Source organism: Actinokineospora sp. UV203 (genome assembly GCF_056323665.1).
In genome coordinates, this window is the sequence record NZ_CM150484.1 from 4,652,371 (window position 1) to 4,669,781 (window position 17,411).

Sequence of the window (17,411 nt, forward strand, 5' to 3'; positions counted from 1 at the left end):
TCTGCCCTTGGAAGGTGCCACAGGCATGCAGCAAGCCCGTGTGATCCCGTTGCAGAGAGCGGACCGGCGTCGCCCGGCCCCGACACCCCCGAAGGCCGACGGCCCGATCGTCGAGCCCACCCCGCTGCACCCGGCTCGCGAACACCCACCGGTCTCGGCAGTCCGGCGAGGGATCGGCGACGCCCTCGGCTTCGCCGTGCGCAGGCTGACCGGCGACTACCCGATCGACGAGTTCGGCTTCGACCCGGACCTCACCGAGCGGGTCCTGCTCCCACCGCTGCGGCTGCTCTACAAGAACTGGTTCCGCGTAGAGGTCAGCGGAATCGAGAACCTCCCCGTCGACGGCGGCGCCCTGGTCGTCTGCAACCACTCGGGCACCTTGCCCCTCGACGCCCTGATGACCGCGGTGGCCGTCCACGACAACCACCCACGGCAGCGCTACCTCCGCATGCTGGGCGCCGACCTGGTCTTCCAGGTTCCCCTGCTGGGCGCACTGGCCCGCAAGTCCGGCCAGACGCTGGCGTGCAACCCCGACGCCGAACAGCTGCTCAACGCCGGTGAACTGGTGGGCGTCTGGCCCGAGGGGTTCAAGGGCGTCGGCAAACCGTTCGCCGACCGCTACAAACTCCAGCGATTCGGCAGGGGCGGCTTCGTCTCCGCGGCCCTGCGCACGGGCGTCCCCATCATCCCGTGCTCGATCGTCGGAGCCGAGGAGATCTACCCCAAGATCGGCGACATGAAGACGATCGCCCGACTGTTCGGGCTTCCGTACTTCCCGATCACCCCGTTCTTCCCGCTACTCGGCCCCCTCGGCATGATCCCCCTGCCCTCGAAGTGGCACATCCGCTTCGGCGAGCCCATCGCCACCGACTCGTATGAGGCAGGGGCCGATGACGACCCGATGCTGGTGTTCAACCTGACCGACCAGGTCCGGGAGACCATTCAGCAGACCCTCTACCGAATGCTGAGCCAACGCGGAAACCCGTTCCTGGGCTAGACCCCGATCGGTAGTGAGCGCAGGCCGCGGATCACTGTGGTGTCGCGCCAGCGTGGGGTGCGCCGCGGACGGATCGCGGGGAGCCGCTCGGCCAGTGCGGCGAACGCGATCTCCGCTTCCATCCGGGCCAGCGGTGCGCCGAGGCAGTAGTGGATGCCGCTGGAGAAGCCAAGGTGGTCGTGTTCCGGCGTGCGCGAGATGTCGAATGTGTCCGGGTCCGAGTACGCCCCCGGGTCTCGCCCAGTCGATCCGAGGGCGACGATCACCATCCGGTCGGCCGGGATCTCCACATCGCCGATCACCGAGTCGGCGTGGGTGATCCGCTGGGTCAGCTGGATCGGCGGCTCGTAGCGGAGCACCTCATCCACGGCAGCTGCCGCCTTCGACGGGTCGGACCGCAGCAGCTCCCATTGCTCAGGGTTCCGCGCGAAGGTCCACATCCCGTTGCCGATCAGGTTCGCCGTCGTCTCGAAGCCGGCGATCAGCAGCAACTCGCACGTGGTGACCAGTTCCAATTCGGTCAGCTCGCCCGCGTCGAGGGAGTGCACGAGAGCGCTGATCACGTCGTCGCCCGGAGCGGTCCTCCGCGCGACGATCAGTGATCTGAACAGCGCCTGCAGATCCACCGTGGCCGACCGCAACGCCCTCGCCTGCCGCAGCGTGGTTGTCCCGTCCAGGGAGGCCCCGAGAACCCGCCCATAGCGGGCGAACCGCTCGGTGTCGACGTCCGGGATGCCCAGCAGGTCCGAGATCACCGCGATCGGCAGCGGCGCGGCGAAGTCGGCGATCAGGTCGAACGTGCCCTTCGCCAAGGCGTCGTCGAGCAGTCGGGACGTGGTCTTGCGGACCACCTCCCGGTAGCCCTCGATCTTGCGCGGGCTGAACGCGGGCCGGGCCAGCGCCCGCAGCCGGGTGTGGTCGGGTGGGTCCTGCTCCAGGAACGTCGGGATCACCGCCGAGTGCATCGGCAGCGGCGACTGGGTCGCGGGTGGCGGCTCCAGCCCGTCGCGGGTGCGCACGCCGAACGTGCGGTCCCGCAGGATCGGCGAACACAGCTCGTAGGTCGCGACGGTGTGGAAGCCGAACCGGCTCCGGTGCACGCCGTGGGCCCGCAGCCCCGCGTAGATCGGGTACGGGTCGTACCGCCACGGCGCGGTGGCCAGTCGGGCGAGGGGGTCGCCCGCGAGCGCGAACCCGCGGGTGGCCAGCCGCTGCACGGCCAGCCGGGTGCCTACACGCAACTCCGGCAGCATGTCTCCAACTTGACATCCTCCCCGCCTGAAAAGCCAGGGATTCCAACAGTGACTACCGCACGAGGAGGTGGTCGTGTTGAGATTCACGGTTCGCAGGCTCACCCAACGGCGGGCCTCCCCGTGCGGTCACGGCATGCCCTGCCGCGTGTCGAACATGACGCGGGTCGACCTTCCCCACCCTGCCAGGGGCCTTCTGCTCCAACCGGGTCACGGCCCCACCCATTGGCCAGGATTCCCCGGTTCAGGACGCCGGCGAGGTGTTCGACGCGCGGGGCGGCGCCCGGGACTGCGCCACCGATGGCGCGCTGGCCACCGGACGCTACGAGAACTACGCGCGGGTCGTGGTGACGTCGGAGGACGGGACCTCGGTGGAAGCCACCGGCCGCCCTGGCCCCTGGAGGTGGCCTGCGTTCAGACGGTGCGCTTGCGGTACGCGAGTCCGGCCGCGACCGCGCCTGCCACCGCCCCCGCGCCGAGCACCGACGGGACGCCGATCTTCGCCGCCTTGCGACCCGTGCGGAAGTCGCGGATTTCCCACCCGCGCTTGCGGGCGACCTCGCGCAGCCCGCTGTCCGGGTTGACCGCCACCGCGGTGCCCACCACCGACAGCATCGGCACGTCGTTGGACGAGTCCGAGTAGGCGGTGCACCGGCGCAGGTCCAGGCCCTCGCGGGCGGCCAGCGAGCGCACCGCGTGCGCCTTCGCCGGGCCGTGCAGCATCTCGCCGACGAGCTTGCCGGTGAACACGCCGTCCGTACTTTCCGCGACCGTCCCCAGCGCCCCCGTGAGGCCGAGCCTGCGGGCGATGATCGTGGCCAGCTCGACCGGCGTCGCGGTGACCAGCCAGACCCGCTGGCCCGCGTCGAGGTGCATCTGGGCCAGCGCCCGGGTGCCGGGCCAGATCTTGTCGGCCATCAGTTCGTCGTAGATCTCCTCGCCGAGCCTGCTCAGTTCCTCGACGGTGTGGCCCGCGACGAACGAGAGGGCCTGTTCGCGGCTGCTGCGGATCCCGTCGGCCGACTCCTTGCCGCCGACCCGGAACATCACCTGCTGCAGCGCGAACTTCACCAGATCCGAGTTGCTGAAGAACTTGCGCGCCGCCAGCCCGCGGGCGAAGTGGAAGATCGACGCGCCCATCATGATCGTGTTGTCGACGTCGAAGAAGGCGGCGGCGGTGAGGTCCATCGCGATGTCGCGGTCGCTCTCGGGCAGCTCCAGCGAGACGGCCGCCTCGGCACTGGCCGCGCCCGCGAGCGCGGCGAGGCGCTCGAGTTCGGAGTCCTTGTCAACCCCACGCCGTACTGACACCGCATGCCTCCCGGTGGGTCGGATGTGCCATCCGTGCCGTGGTCACCAGCCTAGTGGTTCCACCGACAACGGCGTCCTCGGTACGCGCTGGTCCAAGCGACGCGTCAGCCGAGCTGGACCCCGGGCAACCCGGGGAGCAGCGGCGCGAGGGCGATCGTGGGAAGCGGCAGCGGTAACGGCAGCGAGACGGTCGGCGCCGCCGAAGAGGTGCTCTGCGGCGGCGAGGTGAGGGTCGGTCCACCGAGAATCGGCGGGACCGTCACCAGCGGCGGCGGAGTCGTCAGCGTGGGCGCTCCGGGCTCCGGTTGCCCCGGCGTGCTGGGCTGCTGCGCGGGTGGCGGTGGGACGGCGGGGCCGAGCGACGGGGCGTTCGACGAGCCGGTCGACGGGGCGTTGCCCGCCTGGGTGCCCGGCGTGGGCAGCAGGTCCGCGTCGGCCCGGCGCTCACAGCCTGCCGTGGCGGGCATGGCGCCGATGTCGTCGATCGCGCCGGAGGTGATCTGGTAGCAGGTCATCCGGGCGGTCAGCGCGGTCGCTCGCGCCTCGATCTTCTCCAGCAGCGCCACGGACGCGTCCTGGCTGATGGCCGCGGCGCTGGGCAGGCGCGGGCCGAGGGCGTCGAGCCTGCCGCCCTGGATGTCGGCCCAGGAGCGCAGCGTCTCGAGCTGGGTGCCGTCGCCCGCGGTGGCCAGCGCGATGAGCTGGCGCGACCCGGCGGAGGCGTCGTTGTCGAAGTCGCGCAGCGCGGAGAGGTAGCCGCCGACCGGCGCGTCGGCCGGGTTCGGGTAGCGCTGGGTGAGGGTCTCGATCTCGGTGATGCGGGCGGTGGCGAACTGCAGGTGCTTGAACGCCTTCTCCTCGTCGCCGAACGTCAGTCCGAGCGACGCGGCCTCGCCGGTGCGCTTGATCGCGTAGAGGGTGTCGCCCGGCAGCGCGTCGCGGGCGAGCAGCAGGCTCATCCCGGCCAGGGAGAACACCAGCGCCAGCACCGCGATGGCGGCCACGGCGAACCGGCCCCGCGCCCCGGACCCAGGTCTTGCGGATTCGGGGCGGACGCTTGGGGCGGACTCCGAACGGCGGCCGCGGGGCGCTCGGCCCGCGCGAGTGGGTCGGACCGGGCGGGTGCCGTGCGTGGTCGTGGCGGGTTCGGCGATACCGGCGAGCACCTTGGCCCGCATCCGGGCGCGGGCGTCGCCCGACGGCGCCGTGAGCGGAGCCATGGCCGAGAGCAGGTCGACGACGGTGAGGTCGTCGACGGTGAATCCGGGCAGCTCCGCACGCGACTGACCGGCACGAGCGTCGCGCTCGTGTCGACCCTGCGGGCTACGCCGCCCCGATCCGCTTTCCACCATCCCACTCCGACTCGTGTTGGCCCTGCGGATTCCCCAGGAAATCGGTATCGATCCCCGCTGTGTGAAACGACTGCCGGTGCCCGGGGTTACGGCCTCGGCGCCGTACTGGACAGGTCCACTCTGCAGGGTGAACCTTTTACCGAATTTCCGAGGGCAACAATTGGGCGAGCCTGCGCACGGCTCGGTGCTGGAGGGCCTTCACTGCCCCCTCGTTGCGATTCATGATGTGCGCCGTCTCGGCGACCGACAGACCCTGCAGGAACCGCAGCACGATGCACTCGCGCTGGTCCTCGCCGAGTTGCTGGACGCAGACGAGCAGCGCCTCGCGGGTCACCTTCGACATCACCTGCTGTTCGGGACCGGCCTCCGTGCGCTCGGAGTCGCGGATCTCCGACGTGGTGATCTCCAGCCGGAACCGGCTGGACTTCACGTGGTCGAGCACGAGGTTGCGGGCGATGGTGACGAACCACGCACCCACGTCGCGGCCCTGGTAGCTGACCGACGTGATCCGGCGCAGCGCGCGCAGGAAGGTCTCACTGGTGACGTCCTCGGCCAGCTCACGGTCGCCGACTCGGAACAGGACGTACCGGAACACCATGTCGACATAGCGGTCGTAGAGCTGGCCGAAGGCGTGGGTGTCCCCGCTCTGGGCCGCGCCCACCAGCTCCCACGCCGCCGCGTGCGCCGCGTCGGTGTCGGGAACGTCGGGGGTGTCAGGGCAGGCGGGGCTGGTGGGGCCGTTGATGGCGTCCGGTTCAGTCATCGGTTCGGCCTCGGCATCGGCGTCGACCGGCAGGGTGTCGGCGCGCGGCGACAGGGCCCGGTCCGTCGATGGGCGGGCCTGCGGCACGGCGGGCGCCGTGGTCGGTCGCGTCTGGCGGGTCATCAAGCAGCCGCACACTCCTCACGCGGTCTTCGGCGGCCGTGTCCCGCCGGAGGTCGTCAATCAGGGCCTCAGTGGTAGTTACTTTGTAGTAGCCAACAAGCTTGAGGTCCAAGAATGTGACGCAGTGGGTAGTTAACCGTGACGTTGGTGACCCGTGCCACACTGCGTATCCCTGTGATTTTCCCCCTGCTTCCCGCGGAGATGAGGTCGAACACATGGCCCGTACGCCGACCGGCACGGTGGCGGATCTGATGGCGCGAACCTGCGAAAAAGTACCCCGGCATGTAGCCCTGGTCGATATCTCGGGCGCGCGTTCACTCACTTGGCAGCAGGTCGGTGAGCTCGTCGAGCGATTCGCCTCGACGCTGGTGGGAGCGGGTCTCGCCCCCGGCGACCGGGTCGCGCTGCGCCTGCCCAACACCGCGAAGTCCGTCGTGGCCCTCTTCGGTGTGCTGCGGGCGGGCGGGGTCGTCGTGCCCATCGGCACCGACGCCGCCCCGCGCGAAATCGAGCGGGTCCTGGCGCACAGTGGGGCCGCGTTCACCGCCGGCGACGTCGGCTCGTCCGCCATCAACACTGTCACCTCCGTCGCGCTGCCGGACCTCGATGAGACCGACCTGGGGGAACCGGCGCCGAAGACCACCCGCGGCGGGGAGGACCTCGCGGTCCTCGCCTACACCTCGGGCACCGGCGGCACTCCGCGCGGCGTGATGCTGTCGCACCGGGCGCTGCTGGCCAACGTCGAGCAGTGCGCCGCGCTGCACCCGGCGCCGGTCATCGCAGGCGACCGTGTCCTGCTGACTGTCCCGCTGTCGCACGCCTACGGCCTGTCCGGGCTGTGGCAGGTCGCCGCCGCGGGCGCGACGGCGGTGCTGCTCGACAAGTTCGGCGTCGAGAGCGCGCTGGCCGCCTGCCAGGAGCACCGGGTCACCACGGTCATCGGCGTCCCCGCGATCTACCAGGCGTTCGTCGCCGCGGGCCACGAGCGGCTGGGCGAGGCGCTGTCCACCGTCCGGGTCTGCACCTCCGGCGCGGCCCCGCTCGACGCGGCCACCCTCGCGCTGTTCCGCCAGGAGACGGGGCTGGCCGTCTTCGAGGGCTACGGCCTGACCGAGACCGGCCCCGTGCTCACCTCGACCCTGGTCGGCGGTGTCGCCAAGCCCGGCTCGGTCGGCCGGGCGATCCCGGGCGTGGAGCTGCGGCTCGTCGACAGCGACGGCAGCCCGGTCGTGGCGCTCACCGACCCCGACGAGTTCACCGCCGACCTCACCGACGAGGCCACCGACACCGGCCTGGTCGCCGCCCGCGGCGACAACCTGTTCAGCGGGTACTGGCCCGACGGCGAGGGCGGTCCCGACGCCGGCGGCTGGTTCCGCACCGGCGACGTCGGCTACTTCGACGAGGACGGCGACCTGCACCTCGTCGACCGGGCGAACGACCTGATCATCGTCAACGGCTTCAACGTCTACCCGCACGAGGTGGAGCAGGTCGTCGCCGAACTCGACGTCGTCGCCGAGGCAGCCGCCGTCGGCGAGCCCGACGAGCGCACCGGCGAGCACGTCAAGGTCGTCGTGGTCCTGGTCCCCGGCGCCGAGCTCAGCGCGGACGCCCTGCGCGCGCACTGCGCCGAGCGGCTCGCGAAGTTCAAGATCCCGGCCACCGTCGAGTTCGCGAAGTCGCTGCCGCACTCGGTCATGGGCAAGCTCCGCCGGGCGGGCCTGCGAGCGCCGTGACTAGGGTGACCGGGGTGACCAGGGTGACCGTGATGACCAGGCAGGACTGCCACGCCTGCGAGGTGGCCAAGGCCGACGTCGAGCGGATCTGCGCCGACCTGGGGGTCGAGTGGGACACCGCCGACGTCGACAGCGACCCCGAACTGCGCGCCGAGTACGGCGACCGGGTGCCGGTGATTCTCGTCGACGGTGAGGAGCACGGGTACTGGAAGGTCGAGGAGCCGCGGCTGCGGGCCGCCCTCAAGTAACTCGTTCGAGTCGTACGTAAGACTCTGGTAAGTCGCTGGAAAGTCCATCCGCGGCCCGTCCGGGTTCGAATAGCTCTTATGAACGAGGACACCGCTGACCGGACCCTGTCGCGCCGGGTCGCCGCACTCATCGGCGTCGTCGCAGTCGCCGCCGCGCTCGCCGCCGGGCACCTGGTCGCGGGTTTCGTCGGGCCGAATGCCTCGCCCTTCCTCGCCGTCGGCAACGCCGCGATCGACCTGACGCCGCACCCGCTGAAGGATTTCGCGATCCGCACCTTCGGCGTCTACGACAAGCTCGTGCTGCTCGGCGGCATGGCGGTGACGCTGCTCGGCGCGGCCGTGGTCGCGGGCCTGCTCTCCCGCCGGAGTCCGCGGCCGGGCCAGGTGTTGGCCGCGGTGCTGGGGATTCTGGCCTTCCTGGCCGTGCTCGACCGCCCCGACTTGGGCCAGATCGCCATCCTCGCGCCCGCCGCGAGCCTGCTCGCCGGCGTGGGCGTGTTCACCTGGCTGCACGGCCGGGCGTCCGAGGCGGAGTCCGACAGCCCGTCGCGGCGCAACTTCCTGTTCGTCACGGGTGGGGTGGCGGCAGGCGCGGCGCTGATGGGCGTGGCCGGGCAGTTCCTGACCCGCCGCGTCGACGTCGAGGCGTCCCGGGCCGGTGTGGGAAAGCTTGTTCCGCGCACCCCGGCTCCCGCGATCCCGGCGGGCGCGGACCTGGCGGCCAAGGGCACGCCGACGTTCATCACCGCCAACCGTGACTTCTACCGGATCGACACCGCCCTCACCGTGCCCCGGCTGCGGGCCGAGGACTGGCGGCTGAAGATCCACGGCATGGTCGACACCGAACTCGACCTCGACTTCGACGACATCCGCGGCCGCCCGCTGGTCGAGAAGACGATCACCATGACCTGCGTGTCCAACGAGGTCGGCGGCCCGTACATCTCCACCGCGAACTTCATCGGCGTGCCGATGCGCGACCTGCTGCGGGAGGCGGGCGTCAAACCGGGCGGCGACCAGCTGTTCTCCACCAGCGTGGACGGTTGGACCACCGGCACCCCGATTGACGACCTGATGGACGAACGGCGCGGCGCGCTGCTCGCCATCGGCATGAACGGCGAGCCGCTGCCGCTCGAACACGGCTTCCCCGCGCGCGTGGTCGTCCCCGGCCTCTACGGCTACGTCTCGGCCACCAAGTGGGTCGTGGACATGGAGGTCATCAAGACCGGCGACAAGAGCTTCTACTGGGAGGACCGCGGCTGGGCGCGGGAGGCGCCGATCAAGACGCAGTCGCGCATCGACGTGCCGCGCGGCTTCGCCACCGTCCCCGCAGGCAAGGTCACCGTCGCCGGCATCGCCTGGGCGCAGAACGTGGGCATCGAGAAGGTCGAGGTCCGGGTCGACGGCGGGCAGTGGCAGCAGGCCACGCTCGCCGCCGAGGCCAACGACCAGACCTGGCGCATGTGGAGCGTCGATTTCGACCTCGGCCCGGGCAGCCGCCGCGCCGAAGTGCGCGCGACCGACCGAAATGGACAGACGCAGACCGACCTCCGGGTGCCGCCGATCCCGGACGGCGCGACCGGCTGGCACTCGTCGCTGTTCACCGTCGCCTAAAACTTTCCGAGACATCCGATCGTGGACCCAACCCTCCGGCGATCAGCTCCGAAGAACCGATGAATGTCCAAGTCGAAACGGAGTGATTCCAGGTGCTGAACTTCAAGCTGATTTCCGGTGGTGCGGCCCTCGCGGCGGCGGCGTTGACCCTGACCGCGTGCGGCGGCACCGACCAGCCGTCAGCGAACAGCTCGGCCGCCCCCGCGCCCGTGACCACGACCACCGCGGCGAGTGCCCCCGCCGCCGAGAACGGTGTCACCACGGCCGCTGACACGTTCGGCCCCAACTGCAAGGACCTCCCCCAGGGCGACACGCCCGGCGGCCTGAACGCGATGGGCCCGCAGCCCGTGGCCACCGCCGCGAGCACCAACCCGCTGCTGACCAAGCTCGTGGCCGCCGTCGGCGCGGTGCCGGGCCTGGGCGACACGCTGAACACGACCGACAACCTCACCGTGTTCGCCCCGGCCGACCCCGCGTTCGCCGCCCTCGGCGACGCGAAGTTCGCCGAGCTGGCGGGCAACCCGTCGGCCCTGGCGCCGATCCTGCAGTACCACGTGGTGCCGAAGCGCTACGACGCCGACGGCCTCGCCGCGGCGGGCACCCTCAAGCCCCTCGCAGGCGGCGACCTCAAGATCGAGGGCACCGGCGACAACATGACCGTCAACGGCGCCAAGATCCTCTGCGGCAACATCCCCACCAAGAACGCCACCGTCTTCGTCATCGACAAGGTCATGACCCCCGGCATGTAATCGCGAGTCGCCCCTAGGGCATCGCGAGTCGCCCGTTCAGAACAATGAGTTCGCATTTCAGGCACGTGAGTTCGCGGTTCGGCCGCGGGTCTCTTGGTTCTTCGTGCCTGAAATGCGAACTCATTGTTCTGAACGGGCGACTCGCGGGTGGGGGGTTGGCATCGGGGGAGATGAGTGGGTGGGGTCCAGGGAGGAGGGTGGGGTGAGTTAGGGGGTGCCACGTGGGTGGTTGCTTGCGGATCGAAGTGGGTGGTTGCCGGTTGGCGGAGGTGGGTGGCCGGGCGGGCAGGTCGTCTGGCGCGAATGTGGGGTTCGTCCCGTGGGTGGCCAGCGACTTTGTGCATGCGTTCACAAGCGGTACCGTTAGGTCATCCCGGAGACGAAATCTGTCGAGGAGTACCAGCGTGGCGGCACAGCGAGGCCAGCGGAACGGGGTCGGCGACACCCCGCCCGCCCCGACAGCCGCCGAGATCACCGCACCCATCCCCCGGGTGGTCGCGGAGGTCCCCGCCGCGCGGGAACGAGCCAGGGCCATCCCGGAGGCCGCGGTCGCCCGGTTGGCCGTCTACCTGCGGGTCCTCTCCGCAATGCAGGACCAGGGCTCCGGCACCGTCTCCAGTGAGGAACTCGCCGTGGCGGCGGGCGTCAACTCCGCCAAGCTGCGCAAGGACCTCTCCTACATCGGCTCCTACGGCACCCGCGGCGTCGGCTACGAGGTCGCGGTCCTGATCGAGGAAATCGAGCGAATCCTGGGCCTGACCAGGAAACAAAGCGTCGCGGTCGTCGGAATCGGTAACCTCGGACATGCCCTCGCCAACTATGGCGGGTTCCCCGGACGAGGCTTCCCCGTGACCGCACTGTTCGACGTCGACCCCGACCTCATCGGCGTGCCCGTCGGCGGGCTGCCGGTCGAGCACATCGACGACATCCCCACCATCTGCGCCGAGCGTGAAGTGTCCATCGGCGTCATCGCCACACCCCCTCCCGCGGCCCAGACTGTGTGCGACCGTTTGGTCGAGGCGGGAGTTCAGTGCATCCTGAACTTCGCTCCAGTCGTGCTGCAGGTTCCCGACCACGTCGAGGTCCGCAAGGTCGACCTCGCGGTCGAGCTGCAGGTCCTGTCCTTCCACGTGGCCCGTCGGGCGGACAACGCGGCTGCCACCAACGGTGTGGCGCCGGAGTTCAACGGCAAGGTCAACGGGATGGTGGTGTCGTGAGCATTCTCGCAGTGGGCATGTCGCACCACACCGCTGACCTGCGCGTTCTCGAGCGCGTCACGGTGCCCGCGGTCGACGTCCCCAAGGTGCTCGCCGACCTGCTCAGCCGCCCGAACATCTCCGAGGCCCTGCTGGTCTCGACCTGCAACCGGGTCGAGGTCTACGCGGTCGTCGACGCCTTCCACGCCGGCCTCACCGACGTGGTCGACGTGCTCGCCCGGCACTCGGGCGACGACGTGAGCGCGCTGCACGACCACCTCTACGTGCACTACGCCGGGTCCGCCGCGCAGCACCTGTTCACCGTCGCCGCCGGGCTCGACTCGATGGTCGTCGGCGAGCCGCAGATCCTCGGCCAGGTCCGCCAGGCCTACAACGTCGCCCGCGAGCAGGGAACCGTCGGCCGCACCCTGCACGAGCTGGTCCAGACGTCGCTGCGCATCGGCAAGCGCGTGCACACCGACACCGGCCTCGACCAGGCGGGCGGCTCGGTCGTGTCCGAGGCGCTGGCCGACGCCGAGCAGGCCCTCGGCGGGCTCGCCGGTCGCAGCGCCCTGATCATCGGCGCCGGGTCCATGGGCGGTCTCGCCGCCGCGGCGCTGCGGCGCGCGGCCATCGGCGACGTCGTCGTGGCCAACCGCACCGAGGCCAACGGCGCCCGGCTCGCCGCGTCGCTGACCGAGCAGGGCGTCCCGGCCCGGTCCGCCGGTCTGGCCGAGCTGCCCGAACTCATCGCCGCCGCCGACGTCGTGGTCGCCTGCACCGGCGCCGTCGGCTCGGTCCTGCCGGTCTCCGCGGTGGCGCCGAGGCCCGGCAGGCCCCTGGTGATCTGTGACCTTGGACTCCCGCGCGACGTCGAGGACGGCGTCGCCGCCATCGCCGGCGTGCGCCTGGTCGACCTCGACAGCCTGCAGCGCAGGCTCGCCGACGCGCCCAGCGGTCTCGACACCCGCCGCGCAGGCGAGATCGTCGCCGAGGAAGTCCGCGCCTACCTGGCCGCCCAGCGCTCCGCCGAGGTGACCCCGACGGTGACCGCGCTGCGCAAGCGCGCCGCCGAGGTCGTCGACGCCGAACTGCTGCGCCTGCACTCGCGGCTGCCCGACCTCGACGGCTCCACCCGCGACGAGCTGGCCCGCACGGTCCGCCGCGTCGTCGACAAGCTGCTGCACACCCCGACGGTCCGAGTGAAGGAACTCGCGTCGGGCCCCGAAGGCACCGGCTACGCCGAGGCCCTGCGCGAGCTGTTCGGGCTCGACCCGCAGGCGCCCGCGAGCCTGACCGCGACTCGGATCGACTCGATGCTCGAATCCACTGTGCTGGATTTCCCGCTGGACGGTGGTAGGTAATGGTTCGCACCATCCGGATCGGCACCCGCGGCAGCGCGCTCGCCCTCGCTCAGACCGGCACCATCGCCGACGCGCTGGAGAAGGCGGGCGCCAAGGTGGAGATCATCACGGTCTCCACGCCGGGCGACCGCTCCTCCGCGCCGATCGCCGAGATCGGCGTCGGCGTGTTCACCTCCGCGCTGCGCGACGCGCTCGCCGACGGCGAGGTCGACGTGGCGGTGCACTCCTACAAAGACCTGCCGACCGCGCCGGACCCGCGTCTGTCGATGGCGGCCGTGCCGCAGCGGCAGGACCCGCGCGACGCGCTGATCGCCCGCGACGGGCTGACCCTGGGCGAGCTGCCCGTGGGCGCCAAGATCGGCACCGGCTCGCCGCGCCGCGCCGCGCAGCTCGAAGCGCTGGGCCTGGGCTGGGAGATCGTGCCGATCCGCGGCAACGTCGACACCCGGATCTCCATGGTCACCGACGGCAAGCTCGACGCCGTGGTCCTGGCCCGCGCGGGCCTGGCCCGGCTCGGCAGGCTCGCCGAGATCACCGAGACGCTGGACCCGATCCAGATGCTGCCCGCGCCCGCGCAGGGCGCGCTGGCCATCGAGTGCCGAGTCGACGACGTCGACGTCGAGCACCTCCTCCGGTCCACTGTGGAGGATGAATACACGAGGGCCGCGGTAGTCGCGGAGCGCGCCATGCTGGCCGCGCTCGAAGCAGGCTGCAGCGCCCCCATTGGCGCACTGGCCGATGTCGTCGAGGACTTCGACGCCGACGACAAGGTGATCTTCCGCCTGTCGTTGCGCGGAGTCGCGGCGACGCCCGCGGGAGAGATCCTGCGCGCATCGGCCACCGGAGACCTGACCGCAGGAGAGCAGCTCGGTCGTGCGTTGGCCGCCGAACTGTTGGAACTCGGGGCCGGGGTGCTCTCCGGTCCTGAGGCGTAGTTGATGGGAAGTGGCCTGACATGACCACCCGTGCACGAAAGTCCCCCGGCCGCGTCGCGTTCGTGGGCTCGGGCCCCGGCGACGCCGGACTGCTCACCGTTCGCGCCAGGGAACTGCTCGAACGTGCCGAGCTCGTGGTGACCGACCCGGACGTCCCCTCGGGCGTGCTGGCGTTCGCCCGCGCGGACGCCGAGGTGCGTCCGGCCGTCGGGCAACCCGCCGACGTGGCGAAGGACTTGGTGACCGAGGCCAAAGCCGGACGCGTCGTCGTCCGCCTGGTCGCCGGTGACCCGCTGACACATTCCGCGGTCGTGGCCGAGGCGCAAGCCGTGGCGCGCACCAGCGCGGTGTTCGACGTGGTGCCCGGCGTCTCGGCCGCGACCGCTGTCCCCGCGTACGCGGGCATCGCGCTCGGCTCGACGCACACCGAGGTCGACGTCCGCGGCGACATCGACTGGGCGGGCCTCGCGGGCGTGCCCGGACCGATCGTGCTGCACGCGACGTCGAGCCACCTGGCCGAGGCCGCGTCCTCGCTGGTCGAGCACGGTTTGGCCCCGCAGACCCCGGTCGCGGTGACCGCGGACGGCACGGGTTCGAGCCAGCGCACGATCGACACCACGCTCGCCTCGCTGGCCGCCGACGCCGGTGAGGTGTCGGGCAGCCTGGTGGTGACGGTGGGCGCCGCGGTGTCGCAGCGCTCGAAGCTGTCCTGGTGGGAGTCGCGCGCGCTGTACGGCTGGCGCGTGCTGGTCCCGCGGACCAAGGACCAGGCCGGTGAGATGAGCGAGCGCCTGCACATGCACGGCGCCATCCCGTCGGAGGTGCCGACGATCTCCGTCGAGCCGCCGCGCAGCCCCGCGCAGATGGAGCGCTCGGTCAAGGGTCTCGTCGACGGCCGCTACCAGTGGGTCATCTTCACCTCGACCAACGCGGTCCGCGCGGTGTGGGAGAAGTTCGCCGAGTTCGGCCTCGACGCCCGCGCGTTCAGCGGCGTCAAGATCGCCTGCGTCGGCGAGGCGACCGCGGAGAAGGTGCGCTCGTTCGGCATCAACCCGGAGCTGGTGCCCTCGGGCGAGCAGTCCAGCGAGGGCCTGCTGGCCGACTTCCCGCCGTACGACGACATCCTGGACCCGGTCGAGCGGGTCCTGCTGCCGCGCGCCGACATCGCCACGGAGACCCTGGCCGCCGGTCTGCGCGACCGCGGCTGGGAGATCGACGACGTCACCGCGTACCGCACCGTCCGGGCGGCCCCGCCGCCCGCCGACACCCGCGAGATGATCAAGACCGGCGGCTTCGACGCGGTGTGCTTCACCTCGTCATCCACCGTCCGGAACCTGGTCGGCATCGCGGGCAAGCCGCACACCCGGACCCTGGTGGCCTGCATCGGCCCCAAGACCGCGGAGACGGCTCGCGAGTTCGGCCTCCGGGTCGACGTCCAGCCCGAGCACGCCACCGTGCCCGCCCTGGTCGACGCCTTGGCCGAGCACGCGGCCAGGCTGCGTGCCGAAGGCGCGCTCCCGCCACCGCGCAAAACCAAGCGCGCACGGCGTTAGACACCCGCGGGCGGTGTGCTTCGGCACGCCGCCCGCGTTCTTTCTTCCGAAGGGTGCTCGATGTTCCCGAACCACCGCCCCCGCAGGCTCCGCACCACCCCCGCCATGCGGCGTCTGGTGTCGGAGACAGCCGTGCGCCCGAGCCAGCTCGTGCTGCCCATGTTCGTCAAGGAAGGCGCCACCGAACCGGTCGCCATCGCGAGCATGCCCGGCGTCGTCCAGCACACCCGGGACAGCATGCGGAAAGCCGCGCTGGAAGCGGTCGAGGCAGGCGTCGGCGGCATCATGCTCTTCGGCGTCCCCACCACCCGGGACGCGGTGGGTTCGGGCGGCACCGACCCCAACGGCGTACTGAACGCGGCACTGCGCGACTTGCGTGCGGAACTGGGCGACGAGACCGTCCTGATGTCGGACCTGTGCCTCGACGAGTTCACCGACCACGGCCACTGCGGAGTGCTTGACGCCAAGGGAAACGTGGACAACGACGCGACTCTCGCGGTGTACGCGGAGATGGCGGTGGCCCAGGCCGAAGCGGGCGCCCACTTGTTGGGCCCAAGCGGCATGATGGACGGCCAGGTGGCGGTAATCCGCGAAGCCCTGGACGCGGCAGGCCAACTCGACACCGGAATCCTCGCGTACTCGGCGAAGTACGCCTCGGCTTTCTTCGGCCCGTTCCGCGAGGCAGTGGAGTCGCAGCTCACCGGCGACCGCATGACGTACCAACAAGACCCGGCGAACATCCGCGAAGCCCTGCGCGAGACCACTTTGGACCTGGCCGAGGGTGCGGACCTGGTCATGGTCAAGCCCGCTTTGGCTTACCTGGACGTAATCCGCGCGGTAGCGGAGATCGCCGACGTCCCGGTCGCCGCTTACCAGGTGTCGGGCGAATACGCGATGATCGAGGCCGCCGCCGCGAATGGCTGGCTGGACCGCAGGCGCACCATCCTGGAGACCCTGACCTCCATTCGCAGGGCAGGCGCCGACATCGTCCTCACGTACTGGGCAGTCGAAGCGGCAGGTTGGCTCCGCGAGAACTGAGCCCCACCACCACTGACGAACAGCACAGCCCGAAGACCGCACCACGCACAGTCCACTCCGGACGCGCGAACCTTAATCCCTGCTCAGCCCTGATACCCAACCCCATACCCAATCAGAGGGTGACCGACCGAATGGCGGTCGTCCACGGTTCGCTCTCCACGTGGGTCAGGTCCGGGTTCGCCCCCAGCTTCGCCGCCGCCGCCGAAACCAACCGCTGGAACGGAACCACCGCCACCAGCGGCCGCACCAGCGCATCCACCGAAGCGAACGTGATGTCGTCCTCCGCCGTGTCGCCCACGGTCAGCACCGCTGATCCCAGTGCCGTGAACAAGCCCAGCAGGTCGTCGGTCCGCCCGCCCTGGTTCCCGTGCCGAATGAGGAATGCCGCTGTCTTGCGGGAGAACACCGCAGGCGTGCCGTGCAGGGCGAACTCGGTGTGCATTCCCTCAGCCCACCGGTACGTGCCTTCCTTGAGCTTCAGCGCTGCCTCATCCGCGGTCACCGCGTCCAGCCCGGTGCCCGTCACCAGTGTCATCGAGGAAGACGCGACCGCGCTGATCGCGCGCGCCGGGATCTCTCGGGTCAAGGTCTCCGCGATGGCATCCGGGACCGACCGCAGGGCCGAGGCGAACGCGTCAGCGCCCAGGGTCGCCGCCACCATCCGGCCCAGGACGGTCAGGGAAGCGGTGTACGAGGCCGTGTGGGTGCTTGCCTTCTCCTGCGGGCAGGTCCGCACGATGTGGTCGGCCGCCGGCTCAGCGGGCCCGATCCCGGTGACCGCGTAACTTCTGGCCCCGGCCGCCCGCGCCTTCGCGAGGACCGCGTTGGGATAACGCTTGGTCCCCCGGTGACTGACGACCACCACCTGATCCTCAGGCCGCAGGACCTCGGTGAGTGCGACGTCGTGCGAGTCGAGGGCTGACGGGCGGATCTTGCCGCCCGACAGGACGCGCACCCAGCCCGCCGCCACCCGGCAGGCGTGCAGTGATGTCCCGTTCCCGGTGAACACGATCGGCCGCGCCGGGTCCAGGGCGGGCACATCGTCGCGCTCCAGCAGCCCGGCGATGATCTCCGGCTGCTGGGAGACGTGCCGGTCCAGTGCGAGGCCCGTCATTCGTGCCACTTCCTGTTCAGTCGGTGAACCGGCGCCGGGGCGCCGCGTTCTGCGGGAGAGAGCCAGGTCTGCGA

At 70.9% G+C, this 17,411-nt stretch carries 15 protein-coding genes; 10 read left to right on the forward strand and 5 right to left on the reverse strand.

Annotation, left to right across the window (positions count from 1 at the left end):
* Positions 1–25: 25 nt before the first annotated feature.
* Positions 26–997 (forward strand): lysophospholipid acyltransferase family protein, encoded by a 972-nt coding sequence (locus ACUZ2Y_RS22275; protein ID WP_476321880.1) that lies wholly within the window; start codon positions 26–28, stop codon positions 995–997.
* Here ACUZ2Y_RS22275 and ACUZ2Y_RS22280 read toward each other — a convergent pair.
* The 4 genes from ACUZ2Y_RS22280 to ACUZ2Y_RS22295 all read right to left on the reverse strand — a co-directional run bounded on the left by ACUZ2Y_RS22280 (position 994) and on the right by ACUZ2Y_RS22295 (position 5,673).
* Positions 994–2,238: a cytochrome P450 gene (locus ACUZ2Y_RS22280; protein WP_476321882.1), complete on the reverse strand. Its 1,245-nt coding sequence runs from the start codon at positions 2,236–2,238 to the stop codon at positions 994–996. The two genes, ACUZ2Y_RS22275 and ACUZ2Y_RS22280, sit on opposite strands and share 4 nt — an antisense overlap.
* 423 nt (positions 2,239–2,661) lie before the next feature.
* Positions 2,662–3,558 carry an HAD family hydrolase gene (locus tag ACUZ2Y_RS22285; RefSeq protein WP_476321884.1) on the reverse strand — a complete coding sequence of 299 codons (897 nt, stop codon included), beginning with the start codon at positions 3,556–3,558 and terminating at the stop codon, positions 2,662–2,664.
* Positions 3,559–3,662: 104 nt separating this feature from the next.
* Positions 3,663–4,910 carry a DUF5667 domain-containing protein gene (locus tag ACUZ2Y_RS22290; protein WP_476321886.1) on the reverse strand — a complete coding sequence of 416 codons (1,248 nt, stop codon included), beginning with the start codon at positions 4,908–4,910 and terminating at the stop codon, positions 3,663–3,665.
* Positions 4,911–5,046: 136 nt separating this feature from the next.
* Positions 5,047–5,673, reverse strand: coding sequence for a sigma-70 family RNA polymerase sigma factor (locus tag ACUZ2Y_RS22295; RefSeq protein ID WP_476332002.1), 627 nt, complete (start codon positions 5,671–5,673; stop codon positions 5,047–5,049).
* A 338-nt stretch (positions 5,674–6,011) separates the two neighbouring features.
* Between ACUZ2Y_RS22295 and ACUZ2Y_RS22300 the strand changes: the two genes are divergently transcribed.
* From ACUZ2Y_RS22300 to hemB, 9 genes are all read left to right on the forward strand, one after another.
* Positions 6,012–7,529 (forward strand): AMP-binding protein, encoded by a 1,518-nt coding sequence (locus ACUZ2Y_RS22300; RefSeq protein ID WP_476321888.1) that lies wholly within the window; start codon positions 6,012–6,014, stop codon positions 7,527–7,529.
* A gap of 32 nt (positions 7,530–7,561) precedes the next feature.
* On the forward strand, positions 7,562–7,777 hold the full coding sequence (locus ACUZ2Y_RS22305) for a glutaredoxin family protein (RefSeq protein WP_476332004.1): 216 nt from the start codon (positions 7,562–7,564) through the stop codon (positions 7,775–7,777).
* A gap of 78 nt (positions 7,778–7,855) precedes the next feature.
* Positions 7,856–9,388 carry a molybdopterin-dependent oxidoreductase gene (locus ACUZ2Y_RS22310; protein WP_476321890.1) on the forward strand — a complete coding sequence of 511 codons (1,533 nt, stop codon included), beginning with the start codon at positions 7,856–7,858 and terminating at the stop codon, positions 9,386–9,388.
* Positions 9,389–9,483: 95 nt separating this feature from the next.
* Positions 9,484–10,137 (forward strand): fasciclin domain-containing protein, encoded by a 654-nt coding sequence (locus ACUZ2Y_RS22315; protein ID WP_476332006.1) that lies wholly within the window; start codon positions 9,484–9,486, stop codon positions 10,135–10,137.
* Between the two features lie 404 nt (positions 10,138–10,541).
* A complete protein-coding gene (locus ACUZ2Y_RS22320; protein WP_476321892.1) occupies positions 10,542–11,354 on the forward strand; it encodes a redox-sensing transcriptional repressor Rex in 813 nt (270 codons plus the stop codon).
* The gene (locus tag ACUZ2Y_RS22325; RefSeq protein ID WP_476321894.1) at positions 11,351–12,697 is read left to right on the forward strand and encodes a glutamyl-tRNA reductase; all 1,347 of its coding nucleotides are present in this window, start codon (positions 11,351–11,353) and stop codon (positions 12,695–12,697) included. The genes ACUZ2Y_RS22320 and ACUZ2Y_RS22325 overlap by 4 nt, the downstream gene beginning before the upstream one ends.
* Positions 12,697–13,632: a hydroxymethylbilane synthase gene (gene hemC / locus ACUZ2Y_RS22330; protein WP_476321896.1), complete on the forward strand. Its 936-nt coding sequence runs from the start codon at positions 12,697–12,699 to the stop codon at positions 13,630–13,632. The genes ACUZ2Y_RS22325 and hemC overlap by 1 nt, the downstream gene beginning before the upstream one ends.
* A gap of 20 nt (positions 13,633–13,652) precedes the next feature.
* On the forward strand, positions 13,653–15,185 hold the full coding sequence (locus ACUZ2Y_RS22335) for a bifunctional uroporphyrinogen-III C-methyltransferase/uroporphyrinogen-III synthase (protein WP_476321898.1): 1,533 nt from the start codon (positions 13,653–13,655) through the stop codon (positions 15,183–15,185).
* 60 nt (positions 15,186–15,245) lie between these two features.
* Positions 15,246–16,223: a porphobilinogen synthase gene (gene hemB, locus ACUZ2Y_RS22340; protein ID WP_476321900.1), complete on the forward strand. Its 978-nt coding sequence runs from the start codon at positions 15,246–15,248 to the stop codon at positions 16,221–16,223.
* 112 nt (positions 16,224–16,335) lie between these two features.
* Here the strand turns inward: hemB and ACUZ2Y_RS22345 are convergent, their stop codons facing one another.
* The gene (locus ACUZ2Y_RS22345) at positions 16,336–17,337 is read right to left on the reverse strand and encodes an SIS domain-containing protein (RefSeq protein WP_476321902.1); all 1,002 of its coding nucleotides are present in this window, start codon (positions 17,335–17,337) and stop codon (positions 16,336–16,338) included.
* Positions 17,338–17,411 lie beyond the last annotated feature (74 nt).

Bases quoted from the DNA above. Each gene is read 5' to 3' on its own strand.
- ACUZ2Y_RS22335 (WP_476321898.1), top strand. From the start codon at position 13,653: ATGACCACCCGTGCACGAAAGTCCCCCGGCCGCGTCGCGTTCGTGGGC.
- ACUZ2Y_RS22275 (WP_476321880.1), top strand. From the start codon at position 26: ATGCAGCAAGCCCGTGTGATCCCGTTGCAGAGAGCGGACCGGCGTCGC.
- ACUZ2Y_RS22345 (WP_476321902.1), bottom strand. From the start codon at position 17,337: ATGACGGGCCTCGCACTGGACCGGCACGTCTCCCAGCAGCCGGAGATC.
- ACUZ2Y_RS22290 (WP_476321886.1), bottom strand. From the start codon at position 4,910: ATGGTGGAAAGCGGATCGGGGCGGCGTAGCCCGCAGGGTCGACACGAG.
- hemB (WP_476321900.1), top strand. From the start codon at position 15,246: ATGTTCCCGAACCACCGCCCCCGCAGGCTCCGCACCACCCCCGCCATG.
- ACUZ2Y_RS22305 (WP_476332004.1), top strand. From the start codon at position 7,562: ATGACCAGGCAGGACTGCCACGCCTGCGAGGTGGCCAAGGCCGACGTC.
- ACUZ2Y_RS22310 (WP_476321890.1), top strand. From the start codon at position 7,856: ATGAACGAGGACACCGCTGACCGGACCCTGTCGCGCCGGGTCGCCGCA.
- hemC (WP_476321896.1), top strand. From the start codon at position 12,697: ATGGTTCGCACCATCCGGATCGGCACCCGCGGCAGCGCGCTCGCCCTC.
- ACUZ2Y_RS22295 (WP_476332002.1), bottom strand. From the start codon at position 5,673: ATGACTGAACCGGACGCCATCAACGGCCCCACCAGCCCCGCCTGCCCT.
- ACUZ2Y_RS22300 (WP_476321888.1), top strand. From the start codon at position 6,012: ATGGCCCGTACGCCGACCGGCACGGTGGCGGATCTGATGGCGCGAACC.